At 39.9% G+C, this 22,125-nt stretch carries 16 protein-coding genes and 1 other RNA gene; 4 read left to right on the top strand and 13 right to left on the bottom strand.

The window, feature by feature from the left end; genetic code table 11:
* Window positions 1-48: 48 nt before the first annotated feature.
* Window positions 49-1,353, bottom strand: a complete 1,305-nt coding sequence (locus HXT20_RS02285; RefSeq protein ID WP_004112553.1) for an RNA polymerase sigma factor — start codon at window positions 1,351-1,353, stop codon at window positions 49-51.
* A 130-nt stretch (window positions 1,354-1,483) separates the two neighbouring features.
* Window positions 1,484-2,434: a hypothetical protein gene (locus HXT20_RS02280; RefSeq protein WP_004112552.1), complete on the bottom strand. Its 951-nt coding sequence runs from the start codon at window positions 2,432-2,434 to the stop codon at window positions 1,484-1,486.
* 178 nt (window positions 2,435-2,612) lie between these two features.
* On the opposite strand from HXT20_RS02280, the gene HXT20_RS02275 reads away from it, so the two are divergent.
* Window positions 2,613-3,695, top strand: coding sequence for a polyprenyl synthetase family protein (locus HXT20_RS02275; protein ID WP_422114430.1), 1,083 nt, complete (start codon window positions 2,613-2,615; stop codon window positions 3,693-3,695).
* 90 nt (window positions 3,696-3,785) lie between these two features.
* Window positions 3,786-6,107, top strand: a complete 2,322-nt coding sequence (locus HXT20_RS02270) for a protein kinase domain-containing protein (RefSeq protein ID WP_422114429.1) — start codon at window positions 3,786-3,788, stop codon at window positions 6,105-6,107.
* 133 nt (window positions 6,108-6,240) lie between these two features.
* Here HXT20_RS02270 and HXT20_RS02265 read toward each other — a convergent pair whose 3' ends face one another.
* A complete protein-coding gene (locus HXT20_RS02265) occupies window positions 6,241-6,930 on the bottom strand; it encodes a lysophospholipid acyltransferase family protein (protein WP_004112549.1) in 690 nt (229 codons plus the stop codon).
* A gap of 76 nt (window positions 6,931-7,006) precedes the next feature.
* Here HXT20_RS02265 and HXT20_RS02260 point away from each other — a divergent pair, with 76 nt between their 5' ends.
* A complete protein-coding gene (locus HXT20_RS02260) occupies window positions 7,007-7,549 on the top strand; it encodes a hypothetical protein (RefSeq protein WP_422114428.1) in 543 nt (180 codons plus the stop codon).
* Between the two features lie 99 nt (window positions 7,550-7,648).
* Here the strand turns inward: HXT20_RS02260 and secA are convergent, their stop codons facing one another.
* Both secA and hpf read right to left on the bottom strand, forming a co-directional pair.
* Window positions 7,649-10,420, bottom strand: a complete 2,772-nt coding sequence (gene secA, locus HXT20_RS02255; protein ID WP_004115494.1) for a preprotein translocase subunit SecA — start codon at window positions 10,418-10,420, stop codon at window positions 7,649-7,651.
* A gap of 215 nt (window positions 10,421-10,635) precedes the next feature.
* Entirely contained in the window at window positions 10,636-11,310 is a 675-nt protein-coding gene (hpf, locus tag HXT20_RS02250) for a ribosome hibernation-promoting factor, HPF/YfiA family (protein ID WP_004112546.1), read from the bottom strand.
* Window positions 11,311-11,466: 156 nt separating this feature from the next.
* On the opposite strand from hpf, the gene rnpB reads away from it, so the two are divergent.
* An RNA gene (gene rnpB / locus HXT20_RS02245) (RNase P RNA component class A) lies at window positions 11,467-11,838 on the top strand.
* Here the strand turns inward: rnpB and HXT20_RS02240 are convergent.
* The 8 genes from HXT20_RS02240 to argH all read right to left on the bottom strand — a co-directional run bounded on the left by HXT20_RS02240 (window position 11,837) and on the right by argH (window position 22,102).
* On the bottom strand, window positions 11,837-12,535 hold the full coding sequence (locus tag HXT20_RS02240) for an HAD family hydrolase (RefSeq protein WP_422114427.1): 699 nt from the start codon (window positions 12,533-12,535) through the stop codon (window positions 11,837-11,839). The two genes, rnpB and HXT20_RS02240, sit on opposite strands and share 2 nt — an antisense overlap.
* 64 nt (window positions 12,536-12,599) lie before the next feature.
* The gene (gene recN / locus HXT20_RS02235; protein WP_422114426.1) at window positions 12,600-14,378 is read right to left on the bottom strand and encodes a DNA repair protein RecN; all 1,779 of its coding nucleotides are present in this window, start codon (window positions 14,376-14,378) and stop codon (window positions 12,600-12,602) included.
* Between the two features lie 9 nt (window positions 14,379-14,387).
* Window positions 14,388-15,416, bottom strand: coding sequence for an NAD kinase (locus tag HXT20_RS02230; protein WP_004112543.1), 1,029 nt, complete (start codon window positions 15,414-15,416; stop codon window positions 14,388-14,390).
* 107 nt (window positions 15,417-15,523) lie between these two features.
* Window positions 15,524-16,303, bottom strand: a complete 780-nt coding sequence (locus tag HXT20_RS02225; protein WP_004112542.1) for a TlyA family RNA methyltransferase — start codon at window positions 16,301-16,303, stop codon at window positions 15,524-15,526.
* Between the two features lie 38 nt (window positions 16,304-16,341).
* Window positions 16,342-17,439 carry an HAD-IIA family hydrolase gene (locus tag HXT20_RS02220; protein ID WP_422114425.1) on the bottom strand — a complete coding sequence of 366 codons (1,098 nt, stop codon included), beginning with the start codon at window positions 17,437-17,439 and terminating at the stop codon, window positions 16,342-16,344.
* A gap of 98 nt (window positions 17,440-17,537) precedes the next feature.
* On the bottom strand, window positions 17,538-19,103 hold the full coding sequence (locus tag HXT20_RS02215) for a hypothetical protein (RefSeq protein ID WP_422114459.1): 1,566 nt from the start codon (window positions 19,101-19,103) through the stop codon (window positions 17,538-17,540).
* Between the two features lie 83 nt (window positions 19,104-19,186).
* Window positions 19,187-20,506 carry a tyrosine--tRNA ligase gene (tyrS, locus tag HXT20_RS02210; protein ID WP_014554673.1) on the bottom strand — a complete coding sequence of 440 codons (1,320 nt, stop codon included), beginning with the start codon at window positions 20,504-20,506 and terminating at the stop codon, window positions 19,187-19,189.
* Between the two features lie 66 nt (window positions 20,507-20,572).
* The gene (gene argH / locus HXT20_RS02205) at window positions 20,573-22,102 is read right to left on the bottom strand and encodes an argininosuccinate lyase (protein WP_422114424.1); all 1,530 of its coding nucleotides are present in this window, start codon (window positions 22,100-22,102) and stop codon (window positions 20,573-20,575) included.
* Window positions 22,103-22,125 lie beyond the last annotated feature (23 nt).

Below are 22,125 nucleotides of genomic sequence, written 5' to 3'. Positions count from 1 at the left end.
GCTAAACAAAGCAACAATACGACACTTTACTTGTTAATTATTCTAAAATCACTGATCTAAGAAGTCACGCAAAGTTTGCGATCTGGAAGGATGGCGCAACTTAGACATTGTCTTAGACTCAATCTGACGAATACGCTCACGAGTAACACCATATACTCGACCAATATCATCCAAAGTCTTTGGCTGACCATCTTCCAAACCGTAGCGCATTTTAATAACGCCAGCTTCCCTAGGAGACAAAGTTTCAAGAACTTGTCTAAATTGTTCCTGAAGAAGCGAGAATGCTACAGCGTCCGATGGAGCGATTGCATCAGTATCTTCAATCAAATCGCCAAACTCAGAATCACCATCTTCACCCAAAGGAGTGTGCAAAGAAATTGGCTCACGACCATACTTCTGTACTTCTTGCACCTTTTCAACAGGCATATCAAGCTCGCGCGCAAGCTCATCTGGCGTAGGTTCGCGACCCAAATCTTGAAGCATCTGGCGCTGAACTCTAGAAAGCTTATTAATAACTTCAACCATATGCACTGGAACTCGAATAGTACGAGCCTGATCTGCCATAGCACGAGTAATAGCCTGGCGAATCCACCAAGTAGCATAGGTTGAGAACTTAAAGCCCTTCTTCCAATCGAACTTTTCTACTGCGCGAATTAAACCAAGATTACCTTCCTGAATCAAATCAAGGAAAAGCATGCCTCTACCTGTATAACGCTTTGCAAGAGAAACCACAAGACGCAAGTTTGCTTCAAGAAGATGATCTTTAGCTTTCTTACCGTCTGCTGCAGCCCACTTAAGCTCACGCTTACGCTTAAACTCCATTTGGTCAATTTGCGTATCAAGCAAATGCTGAGCATACAAACCAGCCTCAATACGCTCTGACAAATCAACTTCCTGCTCTGCGTTAAGCAGGCTCACGCGACCAATCTGCTTTAAATAATCCTTAACAGGATCCGCTGTAGCGCCAGTGGCGATTACTCGACGCTTAGGATTTCCAGAAGGCGTAAGATTATCGTCGTCATCATCATCTCGAACAATAAAAGCACCTTTTGCTTGTGGAACTTGTGGCGCTTCTTCTTTATTATCGTCAGAATCTTCGGAATCTTCATCATCTGGAATGTCATCCAGATTATTCATATCGTCAACGTCATCTAAATTGTCAACATCGTCTACATCAAGATCATCATGGATTTCATCAAAATCTTCTAAATCCATATGTTCTTCATCTGTATCCATGTCTGCATCAACGTCAACATCTACATCTTGATCATCAACATCTTCTGACATTTTAAATTCCTGATTTTCTTCCTTGCCCATCTTGGAATCGACAATAGATGTATCTTCGCTCGCCAAACTTTTCCTCCTGTAGATTCCCTGCTATGTGCAAAGTAATCCGCCATATTAAGGCATTCATCATACCTTGCTATGCCCTTTAAAGGCATCTCACTATACCACAAAGGCATAGTTATGGCAAGGGCAACTTTTACTTAAGAAGTAAATCATCTTCTAAGGACGATTTTTTCTGCTTCCCTACTTGCGGCGTGGCGAATTTTCTACACCATGCTGGCTCAACATGACTTTTGTATGCATTATCCACAATCATAGCCATAGAACAATCAGGATCGATTTCTAGCGCCATTGAAACGTATCTTTCAACATCTCCTAGCTTAAACCACCAGCTTATATAAGACATTAATGCGTAAACTTGTACTTTTAATTTAGGATTATTATCTACAACATAAGTCATAGCTTTTAGCAAGTTAACAACGTCTAGCGCTTTACAAATATCAGGCAACTCATATTCTTCGTTAAATTTTTCTTCTAGAAAATCTCTTAATTCCTTAGATCTTTCTTTTTCTCGTGGAGCTAAAGCTAGCACGAGTAGATCATTTATGTTGTAATACTCGCCTTTACTGTCTAGTAAAGACACAAGCAGAGTATCTCGAACATTAATGTTATTTAGCATTGCAATCGGCAACATTATTAAGTCATAACCCACAATATTGCCGTCTTTTTTAGAAACCATGTTATGCCAGTTTCGTATAGATTGTGTAACAAAAATATCATAACTTGAAAATACAGCTTCCTCTTTTTTAACATTCAAATTTTTGCTCATATAATCTATGCCTATGTATTTTTCAAAAAGATCTGGCGTTAAATCTCTAAGACATTTAATCCAATAATCTTCATAATTATGATGTTTGTTAATATAATCTTTAGGAATATCTAAAACTGTCATACATTCTTTTGGAACATTACTGATATTCACTTTTTCTATACTATTTCCAGCAACACAAGTCATAGCAAAGTACTCTTCAGATATTCCGCAAAACGTACCTGCAGCATATAAATTTGTTAATTCTTTCAAAGTTGAATATTCATGATCATTATCTTCAAAAACTTGCTTGTTTTTCAATTCACTTTTTATTTGCATAATTCCTCCTTATTTTGTTGTGTTTTTATACTGTTTTTAACTTGGTAATAAGAGTTTTGCAGCAGAAACAAATTAGTGCAATAAAAATAACGCAATGTGGTTAAAGGCTATAAAATCCTAGAAAATACTAGAAAAATACTCATTTTGTAATGTCTAAGGCATGTGGATAACTCTTAATATGAGTTTAGATTCGCAAAAGTCATGTATAGAGACGCGTATAAGCGAATTAATTTATGACCAATTTAATTCTTTAGCTTGTAAAAACCTTATTTCTAGTTGTGATAAAACACTTAAAGATGTAGTGAAACAAGCAATTTCTTCTAGTGAAGGCGGCAAAAGACTCAGAGCTTACTTAGCTTTAGAAGCTTTCGATGCAGTACGCGGTAACTGCTCTAAAGACACTGTATATTGCGCAATGCTAGATGTTGCATGTGCTTTAGAAGTCTTTCAAACTGCAGCACTTGTACATGACGATATAATCGACGAATCTGCTTTAAGACGAGGAAGACCAAGCGCATATTGCGCATTGAGCAAAGCATGCAATAGCAAGCATATCGGCATTGGACTTGGATTAATGCTTGGAGATATTTTAGCAACTCAAAGCTTTGACATAACTAGAAAAGCATGTACTAATTTGCGCAATCCTCAAGAAGTTTTAGGCGAGTTTGCAAATATGCAAAGAAATGTTGGTATTGGTCAAGTTTTAGATCTTTCCATAGAAATGATGAGCCTTAAAAATCCAAAGAAACTAGCAGAATCCTCAATAAATGTTTTTCGTTGGAAAACTGCAAGTTACACAACTATAGCTCCACTTGCGCTCGGATTTTTATCTGCTGGACTTAATAAAAATTACGCTATTAAGTTGGCGAATGATATTGGTGAACCATTGGGAATTGCTTTTCAGATTGCAGATGATCTTATTGATATTGTTTCAGATTCTGCTCACACTGGAAAGCCTATTGGAGGCGATATTCGAGAAGGTAAACGCACTGTCCTTTTGGCTGATGCTCTAGATCTTTCTTCAAGCGAAGATCGTCTATTTTTGATAGATGCTTATAATTCTAATAATCGCAATGAAGATGATGTTAATAGGATTATTAACATTTTCAATCAGAGTGGTGCTATAGATAAATCTAAAAATCGTATTCATAATCTTTGGGTTTCATCACAAGAAAAAATAGATAACAGTACATTATCTGAATTTGGAAAATCCATATTGAACGAGGTTTCTAGCAAATTCATTCCTAGAGAATGGCAGTAAAATCACTGATATACTAAATATTTAGTGGATACTGTATTGCCTGTACACTTTTAGGTAGTTGGTTTAATACGCGTATAAGGGATTTACTACATGAGTGAAGTTCAAGCGCAACCAGGAATGTGTATTGAGAATCGCTATCGCATAATGCGGAAGATAGCAGAAGGCGGCATGGCTACCGTTTATCAAGCGCAAGATGAGCGTCTTAATCGCCCAGTTGCGCTTAAAATCATGCATACTCAACTAGCTCAAGGAATACATAGAGAGCAATTTATTGCAAGATTTAGGCGTGAAGCTACATCTGCCGCTGCAATAGCGAATCCTCATATTGTTCAGGTTTACGATACTGGCGAATTTGAAGGGCTTGACTACTTGGTGATGGAATATGTTCATGGAGTAAATCTTAGATACGAAATGAACAAATATGGCACATTTAGCCTAAAAGACACTCTTCGAGTTCTCGCGGAAACTTTAGATGGTCTTGCATCAGCACACCTTGCTGGTGTTGTACACAGAGATATTAAACCAGAAAATATTCTTATTAACGACCGCGGTCACGTGCAAATAACTGATTTTGGTCTTGCTCGCGCTATATCGCAAGCTACACTTTCTTCTACTGGTCTTCTTCTTGGAACTGCCGCATACCTAGCTCCAGAAATGATTGAAAAGAATCTTGCCACTCCTCAAGGAGACTTATACTCTGCTGGAATGATGGCTTGGGAAATGCTTGCTGGGCGTGTTCCCTTTAGCGCAGATAATCCTGTTACGCTTGTTTTTAAGCACGTTCATGAAGACACTCCATCTATAAAAACAATTTGTAGCGACATCAACTCTTCTATAGCTGATTTTCTTGCCTCTATTACTGCTCGAGAAATGGAAAAAAGACCGAGTGACGCTTCTAAAGCACTTAGTATGCTTAGACAAATTTGCGCTAACATGCCTAAAGAAGATTGGCAATATAAGTTTGATCCAAATTACGATAATGAAGATCAACTTTTAAATACGACTTTAGACGCAATCAAAACTGAAAATAAAATGTCTGATTCAGATAAATTCGATAAAAGAAATTACTCTAACATACCTCTTCCTCCTAATGTGAACGATGCGAATAATGCTGATAAAGTTAATAAAGAGAATGTAAATCAGAGTAGTTCTAATCCTAACAATATTGGAAATGAGGTATTGTCTAAAACTAAAGACATTGATAAAACAACTGATATTGATAAAACAGCTGATATTGATGCAACTATGACAATAGTTCAAAAAAACAGTAACAGTGATTTTAACTATTCCAATAGTCAAAATTCTTCAAACAGTGTGAATCAACTTGAAGATTTTAATGATAGCAATATGCTAACTATTGCTATGCGTGCGCCTCAATTTAATAAGAATGATTTAGGCACTGACGGTAAAAGTCAAGACTCTAATCATAAAAAATTACACAATAAAGTTGTTATTATAGCTGTTAGCAGCGCGGCAGTTGTTGCAGCAGCAATCGCATTTGGTTCTTACTGGTATTATCTAGGACCTGGAAGCTACTGGTCTTTGCCGAAGCCAAATACGCAGTCATGCAAAACACAAGAAGCTTGCAAAATCACAAATATTCCATGGTTTGATTACGAGCAAACTCTTAAAATATCCAATATTCCTTATTCTGTTCAAAAAGAATTTAGCGATAATATACCTTCTGGAAACATTATTTCCACTAATCCTGATTTCAGTGGCGGTCATGTATCTAAGCACGGAAATAATAAAGTTCATGTTATTGTGTCAAAAGGAATACGACAATCTACAATTCCTGAAGATATTATCGATCCAACATCAACAACTGGTAAGAATCCTATAAAAGCTTTACGCAAAGCTGGTTTTACTTCTATTAATCACAAAGAAAGCAACGACGTTTATTCATTAGATGTTCCTAAAGGCTGTGTTGTAGAAATTTCTCCAACACCAGGAATGCAAATGAATCACAATAAGAATATTACTGTTGTATTATCTAAAGGTCCTATGCCTGTTTCTATGCCAGATGTTGTTAACCGAACAAAAGAAGATGCGGATAAAGCATTTAACGACGCAAAACTTGTTCCAACATACAGTGAAGAGTTCAATGATACCGTTGAAAAAGGCAAAATTATTAGCACATCTGTAGAAAAAGGAGCGCAACTTCATTGGGGAGATAAACTCAATGTCGTTGTTTCTAAAGGTCCAAGAACTGTTACTATGCCAGATGTTCGCAATAAAAATGCTAACGACGCTCGAAAAGCTCTTGAAGCCCTAGGACTAAAAGTAAATGTTTCCGCTCCGCTTGGAGACTTTATGCACACGGTAAGATTCCAGTCTGTAGCTCCTGGTACACAAGTTCGTGTTCTTGATGAAAGAGGAAACCCAACAGTTGTTACATTAACCGTTATTTGATTTATACAAATAACGTAGGTAATGCTACACACACATTGTATAAAATGTTGTATGAAATGTTGTGAGTTATGTTGTAGGTTGTTTGAATCAAAATATTTTTACTCAAATAATCTACAACAAACAATTTACCAGCTTATTTCGCTGATTCTGCCATAATACGCTTTTTAACGGTTTGAGCATATTCGTCAACATATTCTTGACCGCTCATTTTTTGAATTGTCTTGGTTACTCTATCGGTAAGCTCACGAAGAATATCGTGCGTAATATCTTCTGGATTCATTTTTTCAACTTCAATAGGCTCGCCATAAATAGCCTTTGTATAGCCCTTTGCAGGCATAACCTGACCATGCCTTTGTAATTCCCTAGTACCAATAATCGCAACTGGAATAATCGGGCATCCTGTTTCTAAAGCTAAGCGAGCTGCACCAGTATGTCCCTTATATAATCTTCCATCAGGACTTCTAGTTCCTTCAATATGAATTCCAAAAAGCTGTCCATTTTCTAATATCGCACGAGCATGATTCAATGCCCCAAGAGATTTAGAACCTCCAGAACGATCCACTGGGAATACGCCAACGGACGTAAACCACCATTTTTTAAAGCGACCCTTTAATCCTTTGCCTTCGAAATACTCGGCTTTACCCATAAAATGAATCATCCTAGGGCATGTGAGAGGCAAAAGTGCATCGTCAATCACGGCAAGATGATTTGCGGCAATAATAGCCCCACCTTTTTTAGGAATGTTGTTAACGCCTTGAGCAGTAGGATTAATCCGTAAACGCGCAATAAATCCAAACCCCTTTACAAAGAACCAATACAACATTCTAAAAACCCCTTCTAGCAAGAGTTACTAAAAGCGAATCATTACGCAATCAAGCAGACTTGCTACAGTATAATTTATGACTTCTTCTAAGAATACCAACTCCCCTCACCCTGAGGACAAAAACTCAAACAACAATAATGACGATTCTTTTGACGATAATTCTTTTAATGAGAATTGGTCTGATTTTATTAGAGATCATGCAGAAGATTTTAAAGAAATAGAGAAATCTAAAAGTGCGAAAATCTTTAAAAAACGTATTAGTCAGGCGACAAAACCACTTACTAAAATAGCGTCATACAATAATGCTGGTCCAAGAGATAACGTTAAGACCAGTTGGTTAGATGTTGATGAAACAATGGATTCTTACGGAGACGATTTTGTTCCACCAAACCCACATTTTAAGAATATTTCTATTACCCTCATAGTTTTATGGACTATTCTTATTCTGGGTATTTTGGGCGTAATTCTTAGCGTCTTAGTGCCATATTTCGCAGCATACTCAGGTACTATAAGCGCTTTTCTGTTTCTTGTTGGATCTGCAGGCTTACTTATGAGTAGAAAGAAAAATTATACTTCTAGTGAAGATTACAACGACTACGGAAAAGGCGCACGAGTTTAAGTGCATTTATACAAAAGAATGAGGCTGATGTTAAAGCACCAGCCTCATTTTTTAAAGATTACAACTTAAAATTTAATCTTCGTTTAAACTAAAATTATTTTAATCCTCATTCTGACCATGGCATAACTTGTACTTTCTGCCAGAGCCACATGGGCACTCATCATTCTTGTTCGTTCCTGGGAAGGTACGACCATCAGCCCAAGGAGTCTTCCATTCTTCAACCTTTGGACGCTTACTCAATGGCACTTCACCATCAGCATGGCTCATAGGAGCAGGACCAACGATTCCAGAATGCTCATCTTCTTCTTGTTCTGCTTGCTGAATATCGGCATCAACATAAGAATCATCTTGGTTTTCAGTTTCCGCAACAATCTGCTCGAGATTCATACGGAATAGAAGCTGAATAGACTCTTCCTTAATTGCCTCAATCATTGAGTTATACATCTGGAATCCTTCGCGCTGATATTCAACCAGAGGGTCACGCTGACCCATACCGCGCAAACCAATACCATCCTTCAAATAATCCATCTCATAAAGATGTTCACGCCACTTTCGATCAAGAACAGCAAGAACAACTCTACGCTCAAACTGGCGCAAGTTATCAGAACCCATTCTTTCTTCAAACACAGCGTAAATAGTAGTAACGCCATCTACTATAGTGTCTCGCAAAGCTTCAACAGCTTTTTCTCCCTTAAGAGACTCAATCTGCAGGCGAAGCTGATCCCAATCCAAAATAATTGGCATAACAGCATTAACAGCGTCTTTAAGACCTTCCCAATCCCAGTTCTTTGGCTTATCAGAACCGTTCATAGCTCCGCGAACATAGCTATCGGCAGTATCTTTAATAAACTTCAAGATATCTTCATGAATATCTTCACCTTTAAGAACAATCTGACGTTCTGAATAAATAACAGTACGCTGCTTATTCATAACATCATCGTACTTCAAAACGTTCTTACGCATTTCAAAGTTACGCGCCTCAACAGTCTTTTGAGCCGTGCGCACGCCATTAGAAACATACTTAGATTCGATTGGCTCACCTTCTGGCAAGCCCTTAGCCATAACACGCGCAACAAGCTGAGTGTTGAACAAACGCATTAAGTCATCTTCCAAGCTTAAGTAGAAGCGCGATTCGCCAGGATCACCCTGACGGCCAGAACGACCTCTAAGCTGATTATCAATACGACGAGATTCGTGGCGCTCAGTGCCTAAAACATATAAGCCACCAAGCTTCTTAACTTCTTCGTGCTCGTCTTTAACTTGTTCCTTAACTTCTGCCAAAACACCTGGCCAACGCTTCTCGTACTCCTCTGGAGTATCGTCTGGAGAATAGCCTTCTGCTTTAAGCTTTGCATCTGCCAAAAACTCAACGTTTCCGCCAAGCATAATATCTGTACCACGACCTGCCATGTTTGTAGCAACAGTCACAGCACCCTTACGACCTGCAACAGCAACAACAGCTGCTTCCTTAGCGTTTTGCTTAGCATTCAACACTTGATGAGGAATACGAGCAACATCCAAAAGCGAAGAAACGATTTCGGAAGATTCAACCGATGCAGTACCAAGCAAAACAGGCTGACCCTTTGCATGACGCTGAGCTACGTCTCGAACAATCGCAGCAAGCTTTTCCTTCTTAGTGCGGAAGATCAAATCATCCTTATCCATACGAATAACTGGACGGTTAGAAGGAATTGGAAGAACTCCAAGCTTGTATGTTCCCATAAACTCGGCAGCTTCCGTTTCTGCAGTACCAGTCATGCCAGCAAGCTTGTCGTACATGCGGAAGTAATTTTGCAAAGTAATAGTTGCAAAAGTCTGATTTTCTGCTTTTACTTCAACATTCTCTTTAGCTTCAATCGCCTGATGCAAGCCTTCGCTATAACGACGACCTGGAAGAACACGACCAGTGTGCTCGTCAACAATCAAAACTTCGCCATTAGTAACAACATAATCGCGATCAAGAAGGAACAATTCCTTAGCTTTCAAAGCATTGTTCAAGTAGCCAATCAAAGCAGTGTTGCTTGGCTCGTAAAGATTATCAATACCTAAATAATCTTCAATCTTTGCAATGCCTGGATCCAAAATACCAGCAGTCTTGCGCTTCTCATCAATTTTGTAATCAACATCGCGATCAAGCTTTAGAACAAGCTTTGCAAACTCGCGATACCAACGCGTAACATCACCTTCGGCAGGTCCCGAGATAATAAGTGGCGTACGAGCCTCATCAATAAGAATGGAATCAACCTCATCGACGATTGCATAGTGATGACCACGCTGAACAAGATCGCCCTTTTCCCAAGCCATGTTGTCACGCAAATAGTCGAAACCAAACTCGTTGTTTGTGCCGTAAGTAATATCTGCGTTGTATTGCTTCCTGCGCTCTGGAGGCTGCTGATCTGTAATAATGCATCCAACGCTCATGCCAAGGAACCTGTAAATACGACCCATAAGCTCACTTTGATAGCTAGCAAGATAGTCGTTAACAGTAACAACATGAACGCCCTTACCTTCCAAAGCGTTCAAATAGCTAGGCAGTGTTGCAACAAGTGTTTTACCTTCACCAGTCTTCATTTCTGCAATATTGCCCCAATGCAATGCTGCACCACCCATGAGCTGAACGTCAAAATGACGCTGACCAAGAGTACGCCTTGAAACCTCTCTTACTGTAGCAAATGCTTCTGGCATTAAATCATCAAGTTTTGCACCATTGTCTAACTTCTGCTTGAATTTTGCCGTTTGCCCTTTAAGCTCTTCATCGGAAAGCGCAGAAATCTCATCTTCTAGCGCATTCACAGCCTTTGCAACATTCTCAAGGCGCTTCAATTGACGGCCTTCACCCATGCGCAAGGCTTTATCGACGATATCTACCACGTTTAGCTCCCTTAGGTCGTGTCTATTATTCGGCTAGCCAATATAGACGTAAACTGTGCCTATATTACGCGACGGCTACGATTTTTGCAGCTAGCGAGTCCAAAACAACGCATAAAATGCCCGCCTAGCTAATTACTAGACGGGCATTAAACTCATATGAGTTATTTTATTTACTTTATTTACCCTTATTCTTCTATTGTTTCTTTACTGTTTTATTACTTCTTTTTAGAAACGTTTTCTGGAGTATCAATTTCAAACACACCATAACTCCATCCATGCCTACGATACACAACCGAAGGTCTCATTGTTTCCTTATTTACGAACAGGAAGAAATCATGACCAATAAGTTCCATTTCATACAACGCTTCGTCAATGCTCATTGGCTCAGCAATATGAAGCTTGCGACGAATCACAATAGGAGTATCTCCAACACTCACCTCTACTGATTCACCAGGACCCAAGTCGGAAGCAACCGCAGCATCTGCACTATTCGTTCCATCTTCTTGTGCAACTTCTTCAACAGTTGTTTCAACTTCTGGCTCTACAACACCCAAGTCAACTGGAACCATCTGCTCATATCCACGACGATGGTCCTTACGACGATCGCGAGTTCTGCGCAAACGAAGCGTCAACTTATCAAGAGCCATATCCAATGCACTGTATTGGTCTGTGCTAGATGCCTCTGCGCGAATAACCGTACTTCCTGCAACTACAGTAATTTCAACTCTCTTTGCAGTATCTGCCTGCCTTGGATTGCCCTCAGTGTTAAGCACAATCTGAATGCGCTGCGCATCTGGAGCAATGGCGGTCACACGATTCATCTTGCTTTCCACAACGTCACGGAATCTTTGCTTAATCTGCGTATGACGTCCGGTGATGACGATTTCCATGCGAACCTCCTTAAGTAATCCGATATAAATCGGTTTGTGTACACGTCAACGGCACCAGCGCCGCTGATACATCCATTATATCCGCTAAAAGCCGCCATTTTCTAGCGAGTCGCAAAATATGCGCAAAATTAAAACGTCTGTTATAATTGGGAAGGTTGAGGTTTCACGATGACCGCGGCTGCAATGTTCATTCGGAGCAGCTGAGGAACTTCCGGGCTCCGTAGAGCACAATGGCGGATAACGTCCGCCCAGGGCAACCTGAGAGATAGCGCAACAGAGAATAGACCGCCTAAACTTTTGTTTAGGTAAGGGTGAAACGGCGGTGTAAGAGACCACCGGGCTTCTGGTAACAGTTAGCCGCATGGCAAGCCTCATTGGGAGCAAGGTCAAGTAGAAGGTGTTTAAGGGCTGCTCGCCTAAGTCTTCGGGTAGACTGCTAGAGTTTGGCGGTAACGTCAAATCGAGATGGATGGTCATCCGTGTGCATTTTGCACGCGACAAAACCCGGGGTATGTGAAACCTCAACTTAATTTTGATTTTCACTTAGTTTTTTGCATAACACTTTTGGAGCGAAATCAAAATCACAAAAAACTGTGAAACAATTATTAAATTCTGGATTTAAATCACTATTATCTAAATCCGCTACACCACAAGTTTTCATTCCAGCCAAACGAGCCGACTTTAAAGCTATAGCTGAATCCTCAAAAACAGTGCAATACTCTGGTTTTACACCTATTCTATTGGACAAATCTAAATAAGTTTGAGGACTATTTTTCCCATCTGATTGTAAATCTTCACCAAAAATCATCAAATCAAAATATTGCCATAATTCTGTTCGCTTTAAAGATGATTCGCATAAAGATTTAGAAAGAGTAGTCATAAGAACTAATTTTGCACCTGTTTTATGCAAATAATCCACGTAAATTTTTGCACCTTTTCTAAGAAGCAGTTGATTAGAATAAGCTTCATTAGCCATATCATTCCATTCCTGCATTAAATCTTCTGGAGAATCCGTAAAACCAAAACGTGCAATAACATAATCAGCCACTTCTCGAGGAGTCATTGTTGCAGTTGAATCAGCAAAATCAGCAGGCACTTTAATACCGCGTTTAGCAAAACTCTTTTCGTCTATATCATCCCAAACATGTAAGGAGTCAAGCAAAGTACCATCAAAATCAAAAATTGCTGCGCAATTTGAATTATCAACTAACACATTTTCGCTCATATTATTAATCCTGATATTAATCCTGTTTTATAAAAATTACTTTGAATTAGATTCAGATTTTAAATTAAATTTTGCTTGTTTTTAACAATTCTCTAGCATGCTCTAAAGAGGCTTGAGACTGACTTCCAGAAAGCATTCTAGCTATTTCCTGCTCACGCTGTGAATCATCCAACTTAGTAACAGTAGTATCTACGACTAATGAAGAGTCAAAATCATTAGAAGAATCGCCAGAAACAGATGAATCACTAAAACTTTTTCTAACCACAAATTGAGCATCAGCAAAAGAAGCAACTTGAGCCAAATGCGTTACAACAATCACCTGAGAACTTTTAGCAAGTTGAGCTAAGCGTTTGCCTAATTCCACTGCTGCAACTCCTCCAACTCCCGCATCAACCTCGTCGAAAATAAAAGTCATAGAATGAGAGTCGCTGTTATTGAATTTTGCCGCAACCAACTCCATAGCTAACATAAGTCTACTTAACTCTCCACCTGAAGCACTGCTACCCATTGGCAAATAATCAGACGACGGGAAAGGCTTAAAAAGAAACTCAACATTGTCTAAACCATGAGAATCTAAGTCAACTACTCCAGTTTCATCTACTTTACGCCTATTAACTTTGATTAAAAGCTGAGCATCTTGCATAGCCAAAGATTCAAGCTCTTTACTAACTTCAAAACTAAACTTTTCTGCTGCACTTTTGCGCAAATCATAAAGTTTATCTGCTAAATTTTTGGCATTAGAATAATATTTATCACAAGCTTTTTTAGCGCGATCAATAGCCTCAGGTGAATCATCTAAATCTTCAAGCTCAAATTGTGCCTTTTTAGCCCACTCTAAAACATCGTCGATCTGTGGACCCCATCTGCGTGTTAAATCGCTTAAATCGTGAATACGATTGTTAATAGCGTCTAGATCTTCCTGACTCTCATCAACATCTAATTGCTGAGCGAGCTGCATAACAATGTCGGAAATTTGGGAAGAAATATCGTCAAGTTGATTTGCAATCGCGCTATAATCTCCGTCAACTCGAATTGAGCGAATTGACTTAGATGCATTGTCAACCAAATGTAATGCGTCAACGGAATCTATTGCGCAGTAGTCAATTTGACTTGCGTCTAACGAAGAAATTGCTTCGCTAATAGCTCCAACGATTTGAGCAGCGTTTTCTATGCGATCTCTTTTAGCTTTAAGCTCTTCATCTTCATTCCGTTTTGGATCGATTTGGCGAATTTTTTCTAGCGATTCTCGCAAATAATCTGCACGCTGCCTAGAAGAAGATTCTTGATTTATAAGCCTGTTATAAGATTCAACAGCATCCTGCCATTCTTTAAATGCCACAGAATATTCTTGTAATTCTTTTGAATCACAAGAAATTGAGTCCAAGAACTCACGCTGTTTTGCACTTGTTGCTATACGCAACTGATCACTTTGCCCATGAATTGTTATTGTTTGCGAACAAATTTTATCCAGCAAAGTCTTAGGAACAGAACAACCAGATACTACCGACCTAGACCTACCAGATTTTGGAACAGTACGAGATACATAAACATCTATTTTAGAATCATCGCCTTCAGATTCTTCAACATCTATCCCAGATTCTTGCAAAAGATTAGAAACAATTCCTGACTTTGAAACAGAAAAAACGCCTTGCGCCCATGATTCTGACGCAAAAGATGCAATTCTAGAAGAATCAGCCTTTCCTCCAGATATAAGTCTTATAGCGCTTAGGAGCATAGATTTTCCAGCCCCTGTTTCTCCAGTAATAGCAGTCATCCCATATGAGGGAGTAATAACCGCGTGAGAGATTGGTCCTAAATTACGAATTTCTAATTCTTCAAGCAAGGATGCCCCCTACGAGTTTAAGCTATTAGGGTTATGGTAGTTATTTGAGACATTTGGAACATCTTCATAATTCCTATCGGTTTCATTATGCAGATTAGCCTCATATTCCTTAGGTTTGGAAGACTTTTTACGACGATTTTCGCGCCAACCAACTACAGGCAAATCAAACTTAGTAACTAATCTTTGTGTAAATGGAACACCAGAAAGACGCGCTAAAAACAGCTCATCTTTGGACTGACGAATTTGAATCCTAGAGCCTTGCGGTAAAGCCCTTTGACGCCTACCATCACAACAAATCCAACCACCAGAAGCTGAATCTTCCAAAATATCAATAGTAAAAGTTGAACCTGCTCCGATAATCAATGGTCTAGAAAAAAGCGCGTGTGCAGCCAAAGGAACCAGTTGCAAAGCCTCAACGTTTGGCCACATGATTGGACCTCCTGCCGAAAATGCGTACGCAGTAGAACCAGTAGGAGTAGAAACAATAACACCATCGCAGCCAAAAGACGACATTTCAACATTATCAACGCGAATCGAAAGCTCCACCATTCTACCGCGATCTGCCCTATCTAAAGTAATATCGTTAAGCGCCCAATCACTTAAAGGCTCACTCGCTCCAGGAAGCCAAACATCTACATGAGCTTCCATCCTATGCTCTAAAAAGTAATCTTTTTGAGCAATTCTTCTAATAGCCTCATCTATTTGGAAGCTTTCAAATTCCGCCAAAAATCCAACATGACCAAGATTTATACCTATGATTGGAACAGGAGTGCAATGCACCAATTCTGCAGCTTGAAGCATTGTGCCATCTCCACCAAGCACAACAACAATCTCTGTGTTTTCATCAATAACATGTGCTGTTTTTTGCGCAAAATCAGATACGGCAGCACTATGAAACACATCTACATGAAAACCAGCACTACTAAGCTGCGTGGTAACTTGATTTACAACGGCACTGTGACTATCAAGACGCGCATGCGTAACTACCAGAGCGCGACGAGCATAAGAAGCATCATCATCTACTAAAAGTTCTGGCATAACACAGCCCCTTTGTGGTTTTGCAAATAACAATAAATATTGTAATTGTTGCACTACATATTGCGCATTGTACTGCTTATGTAAAAATATTTATCAAATAATTATTTTTAACTATTAAATTGCGCATAAAGAAGATATTCAATATTTCCATGAGTTCCTTCTATAGGAGATTCATGAGTTGAAACAACTTTTAAACCACTATTTTTAGCGCATTCTTTAATATTTTCTAATGCTTTAAGTCTTAGGTCTTTATCTGTTACAATTCCGCCTTTTCCAAGATTTCCTTTACCAACTTCAAATTGTGGCTTTACAAGAAGAACAATATTCGCGTTGTTTTGCGCAATACGCGCGATTACTGGAATAACAAAAGTAAGAGATATAAAAGAAACATCTGAGACTATAAGATTAGGCTTGTAAGGCAGATCTTGCGCGTAAACATTTCTAATATTTACGCCACTCATTTCGATAACGCGCGGATCGCTTGCGATCTTTGGGTGCAATTGACCGTGTCCAACGTCTAAAGCAATAACGCGATTAACGCCATTTTGCAACAAATAATCGCAAAAACCGCCAGTTGAAGCACCAATATCTAGCGCTTTAGTATTTGAATAAACTTTTAATCCTAAATCTTCAAATAAAGAGAACGCACCTTCTAATTTGAGTGCTCCTCTAGAAACATATTTAAGACAAGAATTTTCTTTTTTTGATTCATCAAAACTTATTTCTTGCGCTTTTTCCACTAAAAATGATGATTTATAAACAATTCGATTATCTACTTTTACTAACCCAGACTTAATTAAACGCTGAGCTGTCGTTCTACTTTTCACTAATCCGCGATTTACAAGTTCACAATCTAATCGCTGAACTAAATCATCTCCGTCAGACATTGAAAAATCCTCATACACACATATGCAAACTCATATATTTATAAAGAAAACTCTGGAAGAATGTAGTCTTCAAGTGATTTTCCACTGTCTATTAAGCTCCAAGTGAGCGCACAAGCAGCACGTAAAGCGTTGCAATCATTAGGATTGTTTACTTCAATAGAGTTACAAACAATTTGTGCTCTAGAAGTTCCGCATACAAATGTAACGTCGTCAACACGCTTTGGAGACTCATGAGCCTCGTTTAGTCCTCTTAAATCCTTAGAAACAAAGCTTGGTCGCAAGTGTTTTGGAGCCTCAAGCAACATACGCGGATTGGTGACACCAGTAAGCACTAGAAGAGACTCATATCCCCCTCTGGTACCAGCTTCGATGTCTGTATCCAATCGGTCTCCTACGGCTAGCGAGCGCGAAATACTTATTACAGGATTCCCAAACTCATCTTTTTCTGCATATTCTTTAACATCTTCATCATTGTGATTTGCATTTGCAGCAACCAACAATCTCGCTTCGTCATACATTGCGCACTCGGGTTTTCCAGCAGAAGCAATAGGCTCAACTCCAGTTGCATTTACTACAGCTTGAATCATAGAACCGCATCCAGGAGCTATACCGAACTCACGTGGAATTGTTAAATCGCGATTAGTAACAAAATACTTAGCTCCATGCTCTACTGCGAAAGCGACTTGTGCCATTTCTTGCCAAGTCATTTGCGGATACCAGCCTTGGATAACAGCTTTTGGATTGTCTTTACAAGACTTTACTGGATTAAGACCAGCACTACGAACCTCTTGTATGAGATGATCGGCTCCAAGCACTAAAACATTAGAATTGCTCGGAACGTAGCGAGCAACCATTCTTGCTGCAACAACAGAAGAAGTTATAATCTGCCACGGCTCTACTTTTAAGCCGAAACTTTCTAGTTGACTTGCTACAACTCCTTGAAAACGAGAAGAATTATTAGTCGTATATTCAATAAACATGCCATTTTTTTGAGCATTTTCAATTGATTCAGCAGCATATTCAACGGATTTTCCGCCTCTATACACTACGCCGTCTAAGTCAAGCAAAGCTAAGCGAAAATTCTTGCTTAACGCAGATTTACTATTTGAAAAATTCGTTCGTTCATCAAGTTGCATAGAATATCCCCGCATGATTTTAAAAATATCAAAGTAGCAAACGCCCGGCTTACTATACTCTCATAATACAGAAGCCGGGCTTAGAAGATATGGTTGTACTATTCCTCTTCAGACTTAACTGCACTCATCTCTATAGTTTCAGTATTGTCTGCGATTTGTGAATCATCGTCTGAATCGTCTGAATCTTCGCCCGAATCATCTGAATCATCTGAATCATCTGAATCATCTTCCAAATCATCAGCTGGAGCAAATTGCGCATCATCTTCACTAATGCCAACTTCGTCCATAATCGCGTCATTAAGATGTTCCAAATCGTAGTCAATCACAACATCTTCTGGATTTTCTTCGTCTTCAATATCTGCGTATTCCTCTTCTAAGCGATCAAGCAAAGAGTCAAGCTCAATAGCCTCATCACTTCGCCCAGCCTCCTCTAGGAAGTACTGTTCCGCCTGAACTGCACGCATTCTATACTCGCCAGGCAAACCCTTAGACCTACCCATTGCGTGAACAAGCTCAATAGCCTTATCTGAATGGTTTGTATCTGCCAAAACACCTGCGTACACAAGGAACATTTCTGCCTTGACTTCGCCAGTAACCCTTCTAGCTTCATCCGACATGCAGATTTCCAAAGCCTTATCAAGGTTGCCCATACCGCGCTCACAATCGGCAATAAATGGAAGATAATCCATGTAGCCATTCATTCGCATAGCTGTTCTAAACTCGCGCGCAGCAAGCTTGTAATCACCCTGACGGTATGCAATAAATCCTAATGTTTCGCGCGAAAAATCAATACGCGATGCCTGCTTTGCAGCCCACTTTGCATGTTCCAATGCAAGCTCTGGATCTTCTTCTTGCAAAGCATAAGCTGCGAGAATATGCAAACCAATATTTTCAGAATGTTCCTTAGAAAGACCGCGCAAACGCTCACGAGATTCTTTAGAAAGCATGGAATACTCTAAGCCCTTAGGCATCTTAGGTTCGCCTGGACGCCTATCAGTATAAGGGTTTTGAGATGGGTAAGAAACAGTTCCATCCGAGTTTCTACGAGGACCATTTTCAAAGCGGAAAGACGACTTTGAATCGCGCTTTCTAGAATCATTCTTCTTAAAATCACCCTTGTGGAAGCCACCGCGATTATCTTCAAAGCGGCGATCATTGCGCTCGCCACGATTATCACGATCAAACTTCTTGTACCTTGGATTGCCATTTTCTTCCGACTTGGCATCAAAACCACGATTTCTGCGAGTTTCGTGATTATCTTTTCTATCGAATCTGCGATCACTGCGGTTATCACGATCATCACGGTTGAACCTATGATCATTATCACGATGGTTAAACCTACGATCGTTATCCTTCTTAAAACCGCTCTTATTGAATCCACCTTTGTGGAATCCATTGCGTCTTAAACCTTCTGAACTACCAGAATCACGCTCAAAATCGTCACGACGACCGTTCTTATGATCATCATATCTGCGATCATTGTGCTCAAATCTACGTTCGCCATCACGGTGATTAAACTTTCTGCCACCATCTTTGTGGAATCCACCATTATGGAATCCACCACGATGCTCGCCGTTTCCACCATTTTTACCGCCATTTTGACGGCTAAAATGGCCACGATTACCAAACGACTTACCACTACGCGATCCGCGTTCTTCGCCCATTATTGGCATACCTTTCAAATTCTAAAAATATAAAATTATACTAAAAATCTAATATTAAAAACAAATCAAACACGCTTAAAAAACTAAGCACGCTCAACAGCGCCAATAGCCTTCTTGCCCCTACGAATCAAAGCAAAACGACCATGTAAGAATGAATTATCATTCAAAATGTCATCGACACTGTCTACTCGATTATTGTTAACGTACAAACCACCGGCTTCAATAGCACGACGAGCTTCAGAAATTGTGCGGAACAATCCAGCAGCAACAGCAGCCTCAACAACGCGATCACCACTATTTGCTTTAGCAAATTCTAAACTACCATCCTGCGCCTTAACCTTAACACCATCCAAGGCAGCTTCAAGAGTTTGCTCATCAATAGCGTCTAAATCACCCTTACCAAACAATGCCGAAGAAGCTGCAATCGCCTGATTCGTAACATCTTCACCATGAACAAAGCTCGTAACTTCCCAAGCGAGAACACGCTGAGCTTCACGACTTCCTGGGTCTTCTTGAATTTGCTTTTCCAAGCGCTCAATCTCACTCTTAGGCAAGAACGTAAAAGCTTTAAGAAGCTTAACAACTTCATCGTCTGGCTGATTAAACCAGAACTGATAGAAGCGATAAGGGCTAAGCATTGTAGGATCAAGCCACATTGCATTACCCTCCGACTTACCAAACTTACGACCTTGATTATCCGTAATAATAGGGCTTGTAAACACGTGCACAGAAGCTCCGCGAACCTTACGAATCAAGTCCATGCCAGAAGTCAAATTACCCCACTGATCCGAACCGCCAAGCTGCAAAGTAACATTGTAATTATCAAACAAGTACAAGAAGTCGTTTCCTTGCAAAACCTGATAGCTGAACTCAGCAAAAGAAATGCCTTCGTCGGAGTTTAAGCGGCGAGCCACAATATCCTTAGAAAGCATTGTGCCAACACGGAAATTCTTACCAACATCACGCAAAAAGTCAATAGCAGACATCTTAGAAACCCAGTCGTAATTGCTAACAAAACGAACAGGATTCTCTCCATCAAGAGGCAAGATTCTGCCAATCTGTTTGCGTAAGCGCTCTGCCCAACCAGCCACAATATCTTTAGAATTAAGCGTGCGTTCTCCACTTTGACGAGGGTCACCAATCAAACCAGTAGCACCACCAACTAACGCAATAGGATGATGACCTGCAGCTTGCAAATGACGCATATTAATAAGCTGAACAAGATTACCAATATGCAATGAAGCAGCAGTAGGATCGTAACCGCAATAATAAGTTAATGGTTCTCCGTCAAGCGCTTGAGCAAGCTGCTGCTCATCAGTAGATTGTGAAATTAATCCACGCCACTTTAGCTCTTCAAACAAGGAGGCAAATCCAGCTTCCTTGTAATTCCTGACCTGAGCCATTCGTATCTCCTTATTATTGCCAAAACTTACCTAGGCATCGGGCGCTAAAAGCGCAATCCAAGCCTTTCAATTTTGGCAGCACAGGGCGACACTCTTATAAGCAGTTCCATCACTTACAGATTCAGAAAATTTCTTATACTCATCAATAGCAAGCTGAGCTTGGGTAATTTGTTCTTTTACGCGAACAAAAGCCGTTCCACCTTTTCCACATCTAGAAGCTACTGATCCATCACTAGAAAGAACAAGTTTAAGATTCTCAATATCGGCTCGATTTACAAAATCATTCAGAATATTAGCAAAATCATCATCACTTAAAACGTCTAAATCTCCACCAAGTTCTTCAGCACGTTTTACGCATAATCCTGATAACTTATGCGCATTTCTAAATGGAACACCTTGTTTTACAAGCCATTCTGCAATATCTGTAGCTAAGGCAAAACCAGTAGCAGACTGTTCACGCAACCTAGCAATATTAAATTGCATTGTTCTAACCATCCCTGCGAATGCTGGAAGCAGAACTTCTAGAGTGTCAATTTGGTCAAAAACTGCCTCTTTATCTTCTTGCAAATCTCTTGCATAAGCAGTAGGAAGACCTTTAAGAGTGGCCATTAATCCAGTTAAATCTCCTATTAATCGTCCTGCTTTTCCTCTAGCAAGCTCCGCAATATCTGGATTCTTCTTTTGAGGCATAATAGAAGATCCAGTAGAATAAGCATCGTCTAAAGTTACGAACGCAAATTCTTGAGTATTCCATATAATAATCTCTTCGCTTAAGCGAGAAATATCAACGCCAATCATGGCTGCAATAAATGAAAACTCCGCAACAATATCTCTACTTGCTGTAGCATCAATAGAATTCGCGCAGACAGCAGAAAAACCAAGTTCTTTAGAAACTTCTTCGGGATCTAGCCCAAGAGTGTTGCCAGCCAATGCCCCTGCTCCGTATGGACTTTCGTTTGCGCGCAAATCCCAATCCGCAAGGCGATTGACATCTCGCAAAAGCGGCCAAACATGAGCCATTAGCTGGTGTGCAAGCAAAATAGGTTGAGCATGCTGCATGTGAGTACGACCAGGCATTACAGAATCTTTTGCAGCTAAAGATTGAGCAACTAAAGCATTACAAACATCTAACACGAGAGCAGCCAAAACGCGCGAGTGTCTGCGCAAAAACATGCGTATTAAAGCTGCAATTTGATCGTTTCTAGAGCGTCCAGCTCTAAGTTTTCCGCCAAGTTCGCTTCCTGCAATCTCAAGCAAACCGCGCTCTAATGCAGTTGCCTCATCCTCGTCTTCTTCAATTGGCGTAAAAGTGCCATTATCCACGCGATTTTGCAACTCGTCTAGAGCTTTTTGAAGATCCTCGTATTCTTGATTTGTTAATAAACCTGCACGATGCAACGCATGCGCATGAGCGCGAGATCCTGCAATATCGTCATCTGCTAATCGCCAGTCAAATTGAGTTGATTTGCTAAGCTTTGCAAGCTCTGCGGAAGGTCCTGAGCTAAAACGTCCGCCCCACAAGGCTATTGGATGGTTTGCGTTGGCATTTGCGTTGGCATTTGCGTTGGCATTTGCGTTGGCATTTGCATCGTGCATAGTTATATTCTTCTTTCTGCTTT

Origin of the sequence: Gardnerella sp. DNF00109 (assembly GCF_049262845.1) — a bacterium.
Classification (GTDB): domain Bacteria; phylum Actinomycetota; class Actinomycetes; order Actinomycetales; family Bifidobacteriaceae; genus Bifidobacterium; species Bifidobacterium vaginale.
Note: the sequence above shows the minus strand (reverse complement) of the source record. Positions and strands in the feature narration are given on the sequence as shown.

What these genes read in the sequence shown, in the direction of transcription:
- HXT20_RS02280 (WP_004112552.1), bottom strand. Translation starts at nt 2,434, where the DNA reads ATGCAAATAAAAAGTGAATTGAAAAACAAGCAAGTTTTTGAAGATAAT.
- HXT20_RS02275 (WP_422114430.1), top strand. Translation starts at nt 2,613, where the DNA reads ATGAGTTTAGATTCGCAAAAGTCATGTATAGAGACGCGTATAAGCGAA.
- HXT20_RS02270 (WP_422114429.1), top strand. Translation starts at nt 3,786, where the DNA reads ATGAGTGAAGTTCAAGCGCAACCAGGAATGTGTATTGAGAATCGCTAT.
- HXT20_RS02265 (WP_004112549.1), bottom strand. Translation starts at nt 6,930, where the DNA reads ATGTTGTATTGGTTCTTTGTAAAGGGGTTTGGATTTATTGCGCGTTTA.
- HXT20_RS02260 (WP_422114428.1), top strand. Translation starts at nt 7,007, where the DNA reads ATGACTTCTTCTAAGAATACCAACTCCCCTCACCCTGAGGACAAAAAC.
- hpf (WP_004112546.1), bottom strand. Translation starts at nt 11,310, where the DNA reads ATGGAAATCGTCATCACCGGACGTCATACGCAGATTAAGCAAAGATTC.
- HXT20_RS02240 (WP_422114427.1), bottom strand. Translation starts at nt 12,535, where the DNA reads ATGAGCGAAAATGTGTTAGTTGATAATTCAAATTGCGCAGCAATTTTT.
- HXT20_RS02230 (WP_004112543.1), bottom strand. Translation starts at nt 15,416, where the DNA reads ATGCCAGAACTTTTAGTAGATGATGATGCTTCTTATGCTCGTCGCGCT.
- HXT20_RS02225 (WP_004112542.1), bottom strand. Translation starts at nt 16,303, where the DNA reads ATGTCTGACGGAGATGATTTAGTTCAGCGATTAGATTGTGAACTTGTA.
- HXT20_RS02220 (WP_422114425.1), bottom strand. Translation starts at nt 17,439, where the DNA reads ATGCAACTTGATGAACGAACGAATTTTTCAAATAGTAAATCTGCGTTA.
- HXT20_RS02215 (WP_422114459.1), bottom strand. Translation starts at nt 19,103, where the DNA reads ATGGGCGAAGAACGCGGATCGCGTAGTGGTAAGTCGTTTGGTAATCGT.
- tyrS (WP_014554673.1), bottom strand. Translation starts at nt 20,506, where the DNA reads ATGGCTCAGGTCAGGAATTACAAGGAAGCTGGATTTGCCTCCTTGTTT.
- argH (WP_422114424.1), bottom strand. Translation starts at nt 22,102, where the DNA reads ATGCACGATGCAAATGCCAACGCAAATGCCAACGCAAATGCCAACGCA.